This is a genomic window from Acidovorax radicis, assembly GCF_020510705.1.
GTDB lineage: Bacteria > Pseudomonadota > Gammaproteobacteria > Burkholderiales > Burkholderiaceae_C > Acidovorax > Acidovorax radicis_A.
Genome location: NZ_CP075184.1, coordinates 1,233,751 through 1,246,476, shown reverse-complemented (window position 1 = coordinate 1,246,476; position 12,726 = coordinate 1,233,751). Strand labels below are relative to the sequence as shown.

Annotated in this window: 21 protein-coding genes and 1 pseudogene; all 22 read left to right on the top strand. The window is 60.2% G+C overall.

Features of this window, described 5'->3' with window-relative positions; translation table 11 throughout:
* Positions 1–258 precede the first annotated feature (258 nt).
* A complete protein-coding gene (locus KI609_RS05655; RefSeq protein ID WP_226447983.1) occupies positions 259–498 on the top strand; it encodes a hypothetical protein in 240 nt (79 codons plus the stop codon).
* Between the two features lie 286 nt (positions 499–784).
* Entirely contained in the window at positions 785–979 is a 195-nt protein-coding gene (locus KI609_RS05650) for a hypothetical protein (protein ID WP_226447981.1), read from the top strand.
* A gap of 401 nt (positions 980–1,380) precedes the next feature.
* On the top strand, positions 1,381–1,668 hold the full coding sequence (locus KI609_RS05645; RefSeq protein ID WP_226447978.1) for a hypothetical protein: 288 nt from the start codon (positions 1,381–1,383) through the stop codon (positions 1,666–1,668).
* Positions 1,665–1,841 carry a hypothetical protein gene (locus KI609_RS05640; protein WP_226447976.1) on the top strand — a complete coding sequence of 59 codons (177 nt, stop codon included), beginning with the start codon at positions 1,665–1,667 and terminating at the stop codon, positions 1,839–1,841. Before KI609_RS05645 ends, KI609_RS05640 begins: the two co-directional genes overlap by 4 nt.
* Positions 1,842–2,081: 240 nt before the next feature.
* Positions 2,082–2,420 (top strand): hypothetical protein, encoded by a 339-nt coding sequence (locus tag KI609_RS05635; protein WP_226447974.1) that lies wholly within the window; start codon positions 2,082–2,084, stop codon positions 2,418–2,420.
* Entirely contained in the window at positions 2,417–2,689 is a 273-nt protein-coding gene (locus KI609_RS05630) for a hypothetical protein (RefSeq protein WP_226447972.1), read from the top strand. Before KI609_RS05635 ends, KI609_RS05630 begins: the two co-directional genes overlap by 4 nt.
* Complete coding sequence (locus KI609_RS05625) at positions 2,686–3,093, top strand: hypothetical protein (protein ID WP_226447970.1); 408 nt, start codon at positions 2,686–2,688, stop codon at positions 3,091–3,093. The genes KI609_RS05630 and KI609_RS05625 overlap by 4 nt, the downstream gene beginning before the upstream one ends.
* The gene (locus KI609_RS05620) at positions 3,093–3,404 is read left to right on the top strand and encodes a hypothetical protein (protein WP_226447968.1); all 312 of its coding nucleotides are present in this window, start codon (positions 3,093–3,095) and stop codon (positions 3,402–3,404) included. The genes KI609_RS05625 and KI609_RS05620 overlap by 1 nt, the downstream gene beginning before the upstream one ends.
* The gene (locus KI609_RS22885; RefSeq protein WP_264181371.1) at positions 3,401–3,529 is read left to right on the top strand and encodes a hypothetical protein; all 129 of its coding nucleotides are present in this window, start codon (positions 3,401–3,403) and stop codon (positions 3,527–3,529) included. The genes KI609_RS05620 and KI609_RS22885 overlap by 4 nt, the downstream gene beginning before the upstream one ends.
* Positions 3,530–3,536: 7 nt before the next feature.
* Positions 3,537–4,604: a hypothetical protein gene (locus tag KI609_RS05615; protein ID WP_226447965.1), complete on the top strand. Its 1,068-nt coding sequence runs from the start codon at positions 3,537–3,539 to the stop codon at positions 4,602–4,604.
* A gap of 11 nt (positions 4,605–4,615) precedes the next feature.
* Positions 4,616–5,437, top strand: coding sequence for a hypothetical protein (locus KI609_RS05610; RefSeq protein ID WP_226447963.1), 822 nt, complete (start codon positions 4,616–4,618; stop codon positions 5,435–5,437).
* Positions 5,430–6,092, top strand: coding sequence for a hypothetical protein (locus KI609_RS05605; protein ID WP_226447961.1), 663 nt, complete (start codon positions 5,430–5,432; stop codon positions 6,090–6,092). The genes KI609_RS05610 and KI609_RS05605 overlap by 8 nt, the downstream gene beginning before the upstream one ends.
* A gap of 45 nt (positions 6,093–6,137) precedes the next feature.
* Positions 6,138–6,629 (top strand): single-stranded DNA-binding protein, encoded by a 492-nt coding sequence (locus KI609_RS05600; RefSeq protein ID WP_226447959.1) that lies wholly within the window; start codon positions 6,138–6,140, stop codon positions 6,627–6,629.
* A 61-nt stretch (positions 6,630–6,690) separates the two neighbouring features.
* Complete coding sequence (locus KI609_RS05595; protein WP_226447957.1) at positions 6,691–7,986, top strand: DNA cytosine methyltransferase; 1,296 nt, start codon at positions 6,691–6,693, stop codon at positions 7,984–7,986.
* Positions 7,987–8,041: 55 nt separating this feature from the next.
* Entirely contained in the window at positions 8,042–8,614 is a 573-nt protein-coding gene (locus KI609_RS05590) for a hypothetical protein (RefSeq protein ID WP_226447955.1), read from the top strand.
* On the top strand, positions 8,611–9,093 hold the full coding sequence (locus KI609_RS05585; protein WP_226447953.1) for a hypothetical protein: 483 nt from the start codon (positions 8,611–8,613) through the stop codon (positions 9,091–9,093). The genes KI609_RS05590 and KI609_RS05585 overlap by 4 nt, the downstream gene beginning before the upstream one ends.
* On the top strand, positions 9,090–10,283 hold the full coding sequence (locus tag KI609_RS05580) for a DNA translocase FtsK (RefSeq protein WP_226447950.1): 1,194 nt from the start codon (positions 9,090–9,092) through the stop codon (positions 10,281–10,283). The genes KI609_RS05585 and KI609_RS05580 overlap by 4 nt, the downstream gene beginning before the upstream one ends.
* Positions 10,284–10,590: 307 nt before the next feature.
* Entirely contained in the window at positions 10,591–11,241 is a 651-nt protein-coding gene (locus tag KI609_RS05575) for a hypothetical protein (protein WP_226447948.1), read from the top strand.
* A complete protein-coding gene (locus tag KI609_RS05570; protein ID WP_226447946.1) occupies positions 11,238–11,426 on the top strand; it encodes a hypothetical protein in 189 nt (62 codons plus the stop codon). The genes KI609_RS05575 and KI609_RS05570 overlap by 4 nt, the downstream gene beginning before the upstream one ends.
* Positions 11,423–11,569: a hypothetical protein gene (locus KI609_RS05565; protein ID WP_226447944.1), complete on the top strand. Its 147-nt coding sequence runs from the start codon at positions 11,423–11,425 to the stop codon at positions 11,567–11,569. The genes KI609_RS05570 and KI609_RS05565 overlap by 4 nt, the downstream gene beginning before the upstream one ends.
* Positions 11,570–11,610: 41 nt before the next feature.
* Positions 11,611–12,537: a recombination-associated protein RdgC gene (locus KI609_RS05560; RefSeq protein ID WP_226447942.1), complete on the top strand. Its 927-nt coding sequence runs from the start codon at positions 11,611–11,613 to the stop codon at positions 12,535–12,537.
* Positions 12,538–12,599: 62 nt separating this feature from the next.
* Positions 12,600–12,686: pseudogene (locus KI609_RS23010) on the top strand (hypothetical protein); the annotation flags it as partial.
* Positions 12,687–12,726 lie beyond the last annotated feature (40 nt).

Below are 12,726 nucleotides of genomic sequence, written 5' to 3'. Positions count from 1 at the left end.
GCGATGCTTTCATCACCTGGGTGCGCCATGTTCACCAACTTGTTGCGGTGGCCGCAGCCAGGGCAAAGGAAAAAGCAGCCGTCTTCGTCTACCTCGGGCTCGACAGCGCGGAATAGCACAAGCAGTCCGCAGGATTTGCACTTCCACATAACAGCACTCCGTAGCTGGGTGTCTGGATCGTAACCCCTTCCCCCATCCACACGGGGCAACCCAGGCGCTTCTAGTGAGGCGCTTTTGTTTTTTAACGAAGGAATTCACATGCAACGTTCAGCACCATTTGCACGCGCCATGGCTATGGCCGCAGCTATCGCCGGGATCATGAGCAGCGCTGTTTCTGCATCGGTGCAGCAAGCGCAAATTGCAGAACTCGGCCCTTACGTCTCACGCGGTAAAGGCCAAGGCCATGGCAACCGCTGCGCACCCGGAGCCCACAAGGCCGCACACCGTGCCGCGATGAAGTTGCGCCGCGTCAAAAAGCACAAGGCACGCTGCAAGTAACCCCACCCCGCCCCTACACCAGGGGCCGGGAGTGCCGGGATTGCTTTGATGGGCGGAAGCGGCGAAACCTTCGGGTAACGGGGCCGCAAACATGCCAAATCATGCGAGGAAGTAGCGCCCTCGGGTAGATAGCGCTGTGACGACCCTGGCAGGGCTTCGGTCCGGGTCGGTTCATATTTGAGGCACGTGAACACAGTGTCATAGCCAGGACTGGCCGTCTGGCCCGCCCTTCAAAGCATTCACCCCGTCCCGGCCAAGCGCCGGGGCTAACTGATAGGAGATAGAGATGGACCCGAAATCAATTCCGGCGTTTCCAGTGACAGAAGCCAACGGCTCTAACGATGGGCAGCCTGGCATGACGCTGCGCGACTACTTTGCGGCTAATGCGATGCAGGTGTTCCTTGCAAACACCGAGAGCTCATTCGCGTCTGACGCAAAAAATGCCTACGCAATGGCAGACGCCATGCTCGCCGCCCGTTAACCCCACCCCGCCCCTACACCAGGGGCCGGGAGTGCCCGGAGTTGTCCGGGGCCATCATTGAAGCGGCGGCGTGGAAAATCGATGACACGCTAGTCCTCCCGGGGACGAAAAGCTCAGCCGGGATTCTCAAGGTAGGTAGGTGACCTTTGGCAGAAACTGAGAGCCGTTCGCGGCCAGCCTGACCGAACACATCGCGGGGGTAGCGTCCCGCCCGCTTCAATGATGGTGAATGCGGAGGCTGATCCGCAAACGGATGGATGGGATAAGCAGGCGGAATGCTCCTAGGCTGTTTTCACAGCTGCCATGAAAAAGCGCCGCGCCACTGAGTCGGAAATCAGCACCGACCACCATCAACCACCCAACCCAAGCCGCCATGAGCGGCTTTTTTCATGGAGCAAGCAATGAGCAAATTCCCTTGGGGCAAGGTGCTTGAGCGATTCGAGTACGACTTTGACGGCCAGCAGGTTGAGGTGGTGAAGTATCTCGCCACCAAGTTTGTCAACGGAAGCGCGGTGCGAGGCGAATGGGAAGACGTGCCGTCGTATCACATAGAAGAATTGAGCGAGTCTGCTAGGTCGCTTGATTACATCCTGATCGCATGGATCGCCCGCAAGCGCATCGGCCTCAACCAACACGCGCTTATCTCAGGCATCTGCAGGGCGCTCTGCGTTGAGCGAAACCCATCATGAACGACCACGTAGACCCCGGCATATCAGCCCTGCTGCATCGCTTCTGGCCCATCCCACGCGATGTTGACCACTTTGCCCGCGAAGAAGCGCTGAGAGAAAAAGCACGGGATCGGCAGATGCTTGCCCATCCTGATAGTCGCGATCCAGCACACCCAGGAGATGAAGATGAGTGACCAAGAATTGACACCGTGGTTTGTGAATGGCGAGGCCCCTTGGGAGCCGGGTGTTTACAACGTGTCGTGTCGTAAATATGACCAGACCGGGTCTTGGTGGAGCCACTGGAATGGCGGTGCATGGTCTAACGCTGCATCGCACCCTGAAGCAGTCCGCATGGGTGGATACGGAAGCCTTCCGCTGCATTTTTCGGCAAAAGGCTCTTGGCGCGGCCTAGCCCACCCACCAAAAGCCAAGCCATGACCCCAGACCTCCGAGCAGTCCAGAAGGCTAGCACTGAAGCGCAGGCACGGGTGAAGCGGGAGAACGCGGCCAGTGACATGCTGGACATGGCCTACATCAATAGTTTGCCGCAACCATTCGTCGCAATAGGGCGCGATGGATGGGGGTGGCCTGTCGAGTCGATTGATGTGGAAACTGGGCTGGTGCGAGTTGATGTGTGCGGACTTCTTCAGGCCATGCACGTCAGTGACTTTGCCAGCTTCCGCGATGACGCAGGCATTGGGCATACGGCAGAAGGCTTCTACAGCGATGCCATCCCAGAAGAACGCGAACCGATTCAGGAGAAGACCCCATGACCCACCACCCGAACTGGAAAACCTTCCTCTACCTGGCCGCGATTTTCGCGGCTTTCTTTTGGGCGCAATGGGACGATCACCGCGCCGAGTGGCCCGAGTCCGACAACCTTGTAGCCATCCAGCAGGAAGAAGCTGCCCGAGCCTCGCGCGAGTTTGCAGGCCAGGAAGTTTGCGGTCCTGGTGCGCTGGCTCAGTGGGTGGACGACAAGACTTTGACCTGCACGCCACGGCGCGGGCAGACCTACACCGTTGCAGGGGGAACGAAATGAGTGAAGCAATCAAGCCGACGCAAGGCCTGTGGGAATTGGAGACGTACGGCGACGGTGGGTGGTGCTTGTTTGTTTTGCCCGTAGTAGACATGGGCGTGGCCAGAACCATCGCCAGTCGCGGCCAATGGAACCACAACATCGAAGAGAGCCACGCCAACGCGGCATTGCTCCTTGAGGCTGGCACCGTCTGGAACACCACCGGCCTCACTCCCCGCCAGCTTGTAGAGCGGGTGAAGGAGCTGGAGAAAACTCTCGCGTTAGTAGCGGATGTCTATGCAGCGATGCGCACGACGCTATCCGAGAAGTACCCGCAAGACGGTTGGACGAAAGAGACGATGACTCTAGACGCAGCCCGCGCCGCCCTCTCCAAGTCTCTCCCCAACACAGTAGCGGAGGTGCAGTGATGACCAAGAAAATCACAGTGAAGCAATACGTGTACTGGCAAAAGTGCAAGTACACCGGGCACGAAAAGTTCGGCGCTACCGAGTACGACTTCCGCCTCTTGCGCGAGGAACACCGCTACGGCATGGTCTTCGTGAAGGAGATCCAGACCACTTTTGAAGTGCCCGACGACTTCAACCCAGTTCCGCAACAGATCGCGGACCTTGAGGCCATCAAGACCAAGGCCAGCGCGGATTTCTACGCCCGCGTTACCGAGATTGACCGCCAGATCCAGAGCCTGATGGCGATTGAGCATGTGGAGCCATCCCCATGACCAACAACCCCGACGACATCGACTTGACCCCAGGCGAAAGCCTGTTCTTTTGGGCTGTTGTTGCCCTGGCCATCTTTGCAGTGACCGGCTTTTGCGCCGGGCTGCTTTATCCATTCTTTCTCTGAGGACCATATGAGCAACACGACCGAACTTATCGAATTGCCACCTGCAGAGACAGCGCTGGCGGTCTATTCAGCGCCGCATGGCCTGGACCCGTACCTCATCAAGATCAAGGAAGAACTCGACGCATTCGTGCATGATGTGTCCACCAAGAAGGGCCGCGACGCCATCGCCTCGATTGCCTACAGGGTGGCGAAGGGCAAGACGGCGCTCGACAACATCGGCAAAGAGCTGGTGGCAGAGTTGAAGAAACAGCCCGGCCTGGTTGACGCCGAGCGCAAGCGCATGCGCGACCTGATGGACCAATGGAAAGACGAGGTGCGCAAGCCCCTCACCGACTATGAAGAAGCGGAAGCGGCGCGCGAGGCCAAACATAAGGCTGGCGTTCAGTGGCTGAGCGACCAGGGGCGTGAGATCGGCTTTCTCAAGCGGGAAGAACTGCAAACCGCCATCGCCGCTGTGGAGGCTCGGATTGTTGACGAGTCGTGGGAAGAATACGAGGCCGAGGCGCACCGAGCCAAGGCTAGGACGCTCGAATCACTTGCCACAGCCATCGCCACCAGGGAGCGCGAGGCAACCGAGCAGGCCGAACTCGCCAAGCTGCGCGCCGATGCTGCTGCCCGCGAGCAGAAGGACCGTGAAGAACGCATTGCACGCGAAGCCGCCGAGCAGGCACAGCGCGCGGCTGACGCCAAGGCCCAGGCCGAGCGCGACGCGGCCGCCAAGCGCGAAGCCGAAGCCAAGGCCGCTGCAGAGCGTCGCGAGCTGGAACTGAAGCTGCAGGCCGAGCGCGCAGAGCGCGAGAAAGCCGAAGCCCTGCGCCGCGAAGAGCAGGCCAAGGCAGATGCGGAGCGCCAGGCCGCCGCAGCGGTTGAAGCCGAGCAGCGCCGCGTAGCCGCCGCTGCGGAAGCCGAGGCCCAGGAAGCCAAGCGCCGCGAGCGCGACAAGGCGCACAAGATCGCCATCAACCGCGCAGCCATGGAGGCATTCATGGCTGGCGGCCTGACCGAGGAATGCGCCAAGACCGCCGTGACCCTCATCGCGAAGAAGGCGATCCCGGCTGTATCCATAACCTACTGAGAAACACCACTATGAACGCTGTCGTTGAAGTTGATACAGCCAGCATGGTTCCCGCACGAAGCGCGAACCCAACTGCTGAAGTCGTCGCGCATGCCAAGACCGTGCAACAGGTTATGCAGGCCGTGATGAAACCCAATGTGCACTACGGGGCCATTCCTGGCGCTGGCGACAAGCCTACGCTGCTGAAGTCCGGCGCCGAGGTGCTGTGCATGACATTCCGCATTGCCGACCGCTACGAGGTCACAGACCTGTCGCGCGATGGCTCCATTCGCTACCGGGTGAACTGCGTAGGTGAGCACCAAACCTCTGGAGCGACGCTGGGCTCTGGCCTTGGTGAGTGTTCCAGCGATGAAGAAAAATACCGCTGGCGCAAGGCCGTGTGCGTGGAGGAATTCAACGCCACGCAAGAAACACACCGCCGCCTAAAGTTCGGACGCAAGCAAGGCGGGCACTACACCGTGCAGCAGGTGCGCACCGAGTCAGCAGACCTTGCCAATACCGTTCTCAAGATGGCATGCAAGAGGGCCAAGATCGCCATGGTGTTGAACGTCACGGCGGCATCTGACATGTTCAGCCAGGACTTGGAAGACCTGGACGCCGAACTGGTACGCCACTTGGTGGACGACGAGCGCGATGCGCAAATGCAGCTTGTCCGCGATGACTGGTGCGCGCGTGCGACTGCGGCGCCCGATGAAGCGGCCTTGCGCAAGACCATGCAGGACGGCGTGAAAGTGTTCCAAGCCGCCCGCGACAAGGACGGCTACGCCACCTTTGCCAAAGCCGTGCAAACGCGCGGCGCGGCCCTCAAGAAACAAGGAGCAGCACATGCGTGAAATCCTCATCCGGTGCAGCTCATTGGGCAAGATCATGACCGAGCCCAAGACGCTCAAAGATGGCCCGCTATCGGTGGGCGCCAAGACCTATATCCGCGAGCTGGCCCAGCAGGAAATTCTCGGTGTGGACTTCGAGTTTTCCAGCAAGGAAACGCAAAAGGGAATCGAGGTCGAGGATGAAAGTATTGCACTTCTCAACCGGGTGCGTGGCTTGAGTCTCTCCAAGAACAAAGAGCGCAAAAGCAATGGGCTGATCAGCGGCGAGTGCGACCTATACGACGTGGAGCGCAAGCGCGGGCACGATCTCAAGTCGTCGTGGTCAGCGAAGACCTTCCCCGGCTGGGTCGTGGACTGCGAAGACAAGCTGTATGAATGGCAGATGCGCGGCTACATGTGGCTGTGGGACGCCGACGAGTGGGAGGTGAACTATGCCTTGGTTGACACCCCTGAGCGCCTGATCGGCTTCGAGCCGTTGCAGATGCACGTTGTCGGCCACATCCCCGAGCACATGCGCCTGACCAGCTGGACTATTCAGCGCGACTTTGCCAAAGAGCGTGCCATTGCTGAGAAGGTGAAGGCAGCGCGCGAGTATTACGCCGAGGTCGTGCAGGAGTTCGACCAGATCCACCCAATCACCGAGCTGGAAACAGCTTAACCAACACCCAGCGGGCAGGCTGCTGGGACTTTAGAAAGGCCAATCATGGCAAAAATGTACGGGTTGATGCGTCTCGGACGCGATGCAGAAGTGAAAACGCTCCCAAGCGGAAAGCAGGTAGCGAACCTGTCCCTGGTCTACAACTTTGGGCAGAAAGAGGGCGATGAGTACCCGTCGCAGTGGATTGATGCGGCGTTCTGGGGCGAGCGTGCAGAGAAGCTGGCGCCATTCCTTTTGAAAGGATCGCTGCACCTTTTCACGCTGGGCGATGTGCACATTGAAAAGTACACCGACAAAGACGGCTACGAGGCGCAGAAGCTAGCCGCGCGCGTGGACGATGTGGAATTGGGGCCGAAGCGTGATACCGGGCAAGGCGGGAGCGATTCGCAACCACAGCGCAGGCCAGCTGCGGCACCTGCGCCCACGTCGCGCCCGGCACCGCCACCGCAATCTGGAGGAAGTGGGTTCGATGAAATGGAAGATTCCATTCCCTTCCGCGACCCCCTGAGCTATCGCGGCGCCCATCTGGTGCTGTAGCCCTCCCCCACCCCCCACACAGGCCCGCAATAGCGGGCTTTCTCTTTTGGAGCCCCAACCAATGCAATTCGGTTCAGTGTGTAGCGGCATAGAAGCCGCGACGGTCGCCTGGCATGACCTCGGCTGGCGAGCTGCTTGGTTGGCCGAGATCGACAAATTCGCCAGCGCAGTCCTGGCGCATCACTACCCCAGCGTGCCAAACCTGGGCGACATGGCCAAGATCGCGCGTGCCATTTTGGCTGGCGAAGTGCCGGCACCCGATGTGCTGTGCGGTGGAACTCCCTGCCAGGCATTCAGCGTGGCGGGCCTGCGCGAGTCGCTGGCTGATGCCCGCGGCAATCTCACCCTCAAATTTGTGGAGATCGCAAATGCAATTGACCATGTTCGAACTGGACGCGGTGAAGACGAGTGCATCGTCTTCTGGGAAAACGTCCCCGGCGTCCTCAGCACCAAAGACAACGCATTCGGGTGCTTTCTGGGCGGCCTTGCCGGAGAAGATGGCCCGCTGGAGCCACCAGGGGAAAAGTGGGCGAACGCTGGTGCTGTGTATGGACCAACGCGGGCAATTGCCTGGCGGACCTTGGACGCCCAATATTTCGGAGTGGCCCAACGCCGCCGCCGTGTGTTCGTTGTCGCAAGTGCTCGAAAAGGGTTTGATCCCGACCAGGTTCTTTTTGAGTGGGACGGCATGCGCCGGGATACTGCGCCGAGCAGAGAAGCGCGGCAAACAGCTCCCACCATCCCTTCACGCTGCACTGCAGGCGGTGGCCTTGGGACAGACTTCGACTGCGACGGCGGGCTGATCGCCAGCGGCAACGCGGAAGGGTCTACGGGCCTGACGTGCAGCAACATCGGCAAGACCGTCAACAATCAGACGCCGTTGATGGTGTTCGCTGACACCACTCACACACTGCGCGGCGAAGGCTTCGACGCCAGCGAGGACGGAACGGGGCGTGGCACGCCGCTGGTGCCGTGCACGGTGGGCACACTCACAGCCAACGGCGATGCGCACAGCGGTTTTAAGGACGAACGTGGCCTGGTGCCCGTCGCGTACACGCCAGAAGTTGCGGCAACCATGGTGGCTCGATCGTCACGCGGCGGTGGGCAGACGAATAGCCCAGGACATCAAGCCGATTCAGAACTGGTTGCCAGTGCCATGCAGGTGCGCCGCCTGACACCCACCGAGTGCGAGCGTCTGCAAGGTTTCCCCGATGGATATACCGCCATCCCCTGGCGCGGCAAGCCCGCCGACCAGTGCCCAGACGGGCCTCGTTACAAGGCGCTTGGCAATAGCTGGGCTGTGCCCAACGTCACATGGATTGGCCGGCGCATTCAGGTTGCGCTACGCAATTCATAGCAACCAGCTGATACCAGTTAAGCGCTGGCCGCGATGTACCACACAAGGAGCCCGTATGACAGACAAGACAACAGCAGAGCGCGAGGCGTTTGAGGAGTGGATGAACCAACAAGATCAAGCCGAGCCAGAACCCGAACGCACATATGAGCTTGATGACGCTGGAATGAACCAGCTCACTGAGGATTGCATGTGGATAGCGTGGAAAGCCCGCGCATCCCTGCCCCTGCCAGGAGCACAAGAAGCGGTGGCGCCGCACGGCTGGCTGTACGACTGGACGCACAGCAGCGCAACTGGGCGACCAGATGAAACGTACACCGGTTTTACAAAAGACGAACAGCATGCACGAAAGCATGACAACTGCACCCCCGTTTACGCCGCCCCACAGCCTGCTCTATCCGCAGGGTGGGTGAGCGTCAAGGATCGTTTGCCGCCGCCGTTTGATGAAGTGTGGGTGCACCCGCGTCCGTCTGACTACTGCTGTGAGGCTAGCGTGGACACGGTGGGCAACTGGAAGTATTCGGAGTACGAAACGAACTTCGGCGTGAACCACATCAAGTGCACGGTGGAGTATTGGATGCAGCCGCCAGCACTGCCTGTCGAGCCCTCTATGGATGGAGAGAACAAGTGAGCCACTACAAACAAGCAATCGGCTCAACAAACTGCATGCAATGCTGCGTCGGTTTTCTTCTTGGTTTGCCTCTAGAGCAAGTCCCACACTTCATGAACGATGGAGGGTGGGAGCTGTTTGAAGAGTACGCATCATCACAAGGCTATTCCGCCGTCATGCTACCGGGAAACCGGGAGTTTGAGGCCGACTATCTCGCCTCTGGGAATACGGAGCGCGGTACGTCGCACATGGTGGTCATGAACGACGGGAAGCTGATACACGACCCGCACCCGTCAAACGCTGGACTGGTCGATGTGCAGTGCGTCTGGCTGTTTGCAAAGCGCGCTGCCCAGCCGAAACCAAACATTGCGCCCAAACCGGGTGAACGATGTAAACACTGTATAGACCTTGCGGACGGCTTCTATGGATCGTGGGCGCCTGACTGCCCATACCACTATGAGAACGGAAAGCCGCGCGCAATTCAAGGAGTTTCAACATGACAAACCCCACCCCCACCAGCGGAGCGGCAGACCTGCCGGAAGCTCTGTACGCCGATGCTGTGAAGTTCGCTAAGGAGAAAGCCAGCATCGCCTACGTGCAGCGCAAGTGCCGGTGCAGCTACAACAAGGCCGAGCGCATGCTTGAGCAGATGGTTGCAGACGGCATCATCCAAACTTACAACGGGCGCAAGGATGCCGCCCTCACCTCGCAGGCAATCAGCGCAGAGCCAGCGGGGGCGGGATATGCGGCGCTGCAGCAGAAGCACAACGACTACGTGGAAACCGTAGGCTTGATGCTTGACGCCATTGGCTACAAGGAGGAATACGCACTCCAGTGGCCCAAGGAAAAGGCTTCAATCACGTTCAAGCGCTGGTTTGACGAACAGCTTGCATCCCATGGGCAAGCACCAGCCCAGCCAGCAGCTACGTGGAAGCCCCCGGGCATTGGCGCGCTGATGTGCGTGATTTCTAGCTTGCGCGACACGGCTCATTTCAGCGATGAGGAAGGCGAGGTGACGAATGACCTGCGCGCCCTACGTGATTGGGCATCCTCTGTCGCCACCCCCACGCCCCAGGCGGCAGACACGGGGGCGGCATGGGGAGCGGTGGTGGTGCCGAGCGATGGGCAAAAGGATCGGCTCTTGGCTGCACTGGAGCGGGCAGCGGCGGCAGAGTTCGAATTGCGGTTGTTGGTCGATGAATGCGATAACGACTGCATTCCTGGGTGGGAAGAACGCATGAGCGAGCGGGTCGCCAGCGCAAACCGACTGCTCGCCACCACCACCACGGCACAGGGAGCGGGTATCACAGCGGGGCCGCTGGACAGTCTCGCGCTGATGAAGGTCGTGATGCAGGCGGATGAAGCACTGTCAGGTCGTTGCATTAGAGGAACTACGAATTGGGCGGCAGCCATCGGCAAGTCCGTTCAACGTGCAGTTATCGCCGCCGCACCCCAGCCAGCACCCCCGGCAGACAGCGTGCTGGAGGATGCGGCGCGGCTGGAATTCCTGTGCGACCCCACACGTCTGCGCATGGTCGAGTGCGAAAAGGCTGGGCTTTGGAGGGTCTACCAAGACGAGGCCCCTGCAGAAGCCGCGCAGCACCATTGGCAGGCCATGACGAGCTTGTGGCACCCCACCGCACGCTCCGCCATCGACGCAGCCCGCAAGCAAGGAGGTTCCCATGACTGAGCAAACACCTAAGGATGCAGCACGGGCTGCGCAAAAGGAGGGCGCGTGAAAAAGAACGTACTGTCTGTAAGCATTGCAGCAATGATCGGTGGACTCAGCCTCCCGACCCCAACAGTCCGTGCTGCAGCAAGCTATGCCGAATGGCCCGGGGCGGTCCGCATCCGGTTCCGAGGTGATCCCCACCCGGAGGCTTTCGACTTCCCGGTCGATATTGTTCCGTACTGGACGAGCAGTGCGGCGATAGTAGGAACCGCTTGCTGTGACCTGCCAACGATGGTGGCGCTGCCTTACCTCAAGGAATCAAAACATGACCCAAGATAAGACACCCACGGAGGCGCCCTCGGATGCGCAGCTGATTGCCGAACTTGAAGCCGCAGGCGTCGCGTTCATAGCTTTTCGCGGAGGGCTTGGCGGCACGAAGGATATTTTGACAACTTCGGGCTCACAGGATGCTCGGAAGATAGCAGCCGGGGTGCGCGCCGTCTTGGCAAAGTGGGGCTCGCCTGTAGTAGCGGGAGAGCCACGCGAGGTGCCAAAAGGAGCGATTACGGCAGCAGTGATGCGAGACGATGGCGGCGATGCTCCAGCCTTCTGCCTGATGGTGGCCTACAGGTCCGAAAAAGACGCCCTCGACGCGCTTAAATTGCTGAACGACACGCATCCAGATGTGCGCAGCGGATACGCGAATGGTTGGCAAGATGGTGCGTCAGAAGCAGCGCGGTTGTTGGCAGACGATCTCGCCACCCCGCAGCCCACCCAGGCGCAGGCCGGGGCGGTGCCGCTGAGTGATGAGGGTATTTTGGAGATGGCTGACTCCGCCGACCGATATGCGAATGCAATGGAGGATTGCGGGGCATTGGAGGGTTACAAGCAAACATGGTCGGCAGCTAGGGATATTGAACTTGCTCGTCGTGTCGAAGCCGCCCACGGCATCACAAAGGAAGGGGGCCAGCCGTGACCACAAAGAAGCAAGTTCAAGTCGGTTGGATCGTCACCGTGCCAGATGGCTCACGGATGTTCTGGGCGATGGATGAACTGCCTGAGGCTGTAACCTTTTGCGAAGACGGCACGAATCCTGTTGCCATCTGGGCAGATGCCGAAGACCTGAAGAAGCACGAAGAAGCACAAGGTGAGACGCCATGAGCCCATCCGCCCGCTCCCGCCGCGCCCAACAGCAGGCGCTCGAACAACTCTGCCGTGGTGACGCATGGCAGGACGAACGAGACGCCGATGACACAGAGCTACCGGAGCCCGAAGAGCCGGAGCCGGTCAACACACTTCACTGAGCCGCCACTGAGCGGCTTTTCTTTTTTAAGGACACAACCAAATGTTCAAGAGCCTCATCATTTACCGCATCGCCCAGAACTGGGCAATCGATCTGCCGGCCGTCGAAGAAGCACTGGCCAAGGCGCCCTTTCTGGAATGTGGCGCTACGCAAGAAAAATCACTCGGCTGGGTGCCGCCACGTGGCGACGAACATGGCCCACTTGCCGAATCTGTCGGTGGCCAGTGGATCCTGCGCTTCATGGTCGAATCCAAGGTGCTGCCTGGCAGCGTGCTGGCGCGCCGTGTGAAAGAAAAGGCCGCGCGCATCGAGCAGGAAACCGGCCGCAAGCCCGGCAAGAAGGAAAGCAAGGAGCTCAAAGACGAGGCCAAGCTCGACCTGCTGCCCATGGCCTTCACCAAGCAGGGCTCGATGTGGATATGGATCGACACCGCATCGCGCCTGCTGGTGCTGGACACCGGCAGCCAGGGCCGCGCGGACGAAGTGGTTGCGCTGCTGGTCGAAGCCCTGCCCGGCCTGTCGGTGTCGCTCATCAACACGCAGACCAGCCCGCAGGCGGCCATGGCCCACTGGCTCAAAGAACAAGAGCCGCCCGTGGGCTTCACGGTGGACCGCGAGTGCGAGCTGAAAAGCGCCAGCGAAGAAAAGGCGGTTGTGCGCTACGGCCGCCACCCGCTGGACATTGAAGAGGTGCAGGCCCACATCGATGCGGGCAAGCTGCCAACCAAGCTGGCGATGACGTGGGATGACCGGGTTTCGTTCTTGCTCACCGAGGGCCTGCAGGTGCGCAAGGTGCAGTTCTTGGACACGGTTTTCGAGGGCACCAAGTCCGACGACAGCGGCTTTGACACCGATGTGGCGATTGCCACGGGCGAGCTGGTCAAGCTGATCCCGGATCTGATCGAGGCGCTGGGCGGAGAGGCAGAGAGCGGCATTGCCAGCGCGGCCCGCGAAGCTACATCCGCCTGACAGTCGTCCACATCAACCACCCTGCCCGCACCACGCGGGCATTTTTCTTTCTGGAGGTCAGGATGACCGCTGACGAAGCTGCAGCATTCCTGCAAGTGTCAAAACGACACGTCTATACACTCGCGGCCCCACACGGCCCAATCCCTTGCATCCGCATTGGCAAGCGCGTGATCTTTGATGAGCCTGATC

Excerpts from the sequence above, each read along its gene's own strand:
- KI609_RS05620 (WP_226447968.1), top strand. The coding sequence starts at position 3,093 with ATGACCAAGAAAATCACAGTGAAGCAATACGTGTACTGGCAAAAGTGC.
- KI609_RS05645 (WP_226447978.1), top strand. The coding sequence starts at position 1,381 with ATGAGCAAATTCCCTTGGGGCAAGGTGCTTGAGCGATTCGAGTACGAC.
- KI609_RS05615 (WP_226447965.1), top strand. The coding sequence starts at position 3,537 with ATGAGCAACACGACCGAACTTATCGAATTGCCACCTGCAGAGACAGCG.
- KI609_RS05560 (WP_226447942.1), top strand. The coding sequence starts at position 11,611 with ATGTTCAAGAGCCTCATCATTTACCGCATCGCCCAGAACTGGGCAATC.
- KI609_RS05575 (WP_226447948.1), top strand. The coding sequence starts at position 10,591 with ATGACCCAAGATAAGACACCCACGGAGGCGCCCTCGGATGCGCAGCTG.
- KI609_RS05595 (WP_226447957.1), top strand. The coding sequence starts at position 6,691 with ATGCAATTCGGTTCAGTGTGTAGCGGCATAGAAGCCGCGACGGTCGCC.
- KI609_RS05605 (WP_226447961.1), top strand. The coding sequence starts at position 5,430 with ATGCGTGAAATCCTCATCCGGTGCAGCTCATTGGGCAAGATCATGACC.
- KI609_RS05630 (WP_226447972.1), top strand. The coding sequence starts at position 2,417 with ATGACCCACCACCCGAACTGGAAAACCTTCCTCTACCTGGCCGCGATT.
- KI609_RS05650 (WP_226447981.1), top strand. The coding sequence starts at position 785 with ATGGACCCGAAATCAATTCCGGCGTTTCCAGTGACAGAAGCCAACGGC.
- KI609_RS05610 (WP_226447963.1), top strand. The coding sequence starts at position 4,616 with ATGAACGCTGTCGTTGAAGTTGATACAGCCAGCATGGTTCCCGCACGA.
- KI609_RS05640 (WP_226447976.1), top strand. The coding sequence starts at position 1,665 with ATGAACGACCACGTAGACCCCGGCATATCAGCCCTGCTGCATCGCTTC.
- KI609_RS05580 (WP_226447950.1), top strand. The coding sequence starts at position 9,090 with ATGACAAACCCCACCCCCACCAGCGGAGCGGCAGACCTGCCGGAAGCT.
- KI609_RS05655 (WP_226447983.1), top strand. The coding sequence starts at position 259 with ATGCAACGTTCAGCACCATTTGCACGCGCCATGGCTATGGCCGCAGCT.
- KI609_RS22885 (WP_264181371.1), top strand. The coding sequence starts at position 3,401 with ATGACCAACAACCCCGACGACATCGACTTGACCCCAGGCGAAAGCCTG.
- KI609_RS05625 (WP_226447970.1), top strand. The coding sequence starts at position 2,686 with ATGAGTGAAGCAATCAAGCCGACGCAAGGCCTGTGGGAATTGGAGACG.
- KI609_RS05590 (WP_226447955.1), top strand. The coding sequence starts at position 8,042 with ATGACAGACAAGACAACAGCAGAGCGCGAGGCGTTTGAGGAGTGGATG.
- KI609_RS05600 (WP_226447959.1), top strand. The coding sequence starts at position 6,138 with ATGGCAAAAATGTACGGGTTGATGCGTCTCGGACGCGATGCAGAAGTG.
- KI609_RS05565 (WP_226447944.1), top strand. The coding sequence starts at position 11,423 with ATGAGCCCATCCGCCCGCTCCCGCCGCGCCCAACAGCAGGCGCTCGAA.
- KI609_RS05635 (WP_226447974.1), top strand. The coding sequence starts at position 2,082 with ATGACCCCAGACCTCCGAGCAGTCCAGAAGGCTAGCACTGAAGCGCAG.